We start from the raw sequence: 396 nt of genomic DNA on the forward strand, positions 1-396 counted from the left end.
ATACTCTCGTCATGTTGAGCACCAATGCCAGGTGTCATGTCTTCTACATCATCAAATTTAGTACTATCACCTACTAGCTTAACTGTTTGTTCATTATTAGTCGTAGCATCATTATCATCCCTTGATAAGTCTGCATATATATCCCTCCCATCATCTGAATCAATTGAACTATAATCAACATTATCATTCCCACTATCAGCATGAGTTCCCGTATTTACATTTCCACCATCAATGAAATCACCATCTAATGTCTGATGGAAAGTATCATTTCCATCAATACCTAATAATGAGTTTGCTTCCCCTGTTTTTCTAGTTATAGTAGCATTTGCACTTGAACCTAATACTTCTTGAATATCATAAAGAGTAGCTACACCTTGACCTACTCCATTTGCTTCG

General features: G+C 36.1%; 1 protein-coding gene. It reads right to left on the bottom strand.

Translation table 11 applies throughout. From position 1 onward, the window contains the following. On the bottom strand, positions 1-396 hold a 396-nt coding region (locus CRV02_RS14975; protein WP_258239342.1), incomplete at both ends, for a hypothetical protein.

The organism is Arcobacter sp. CECT 8989 (assembly GCF_004116715.1).
In the GTDB taxonomy this organism is placed as follows: domain Bacteria; phylum Campylobacterota; class Campylobacteria; order Campylobacterales; family Arcobacteraceae; genus Halarcobacter.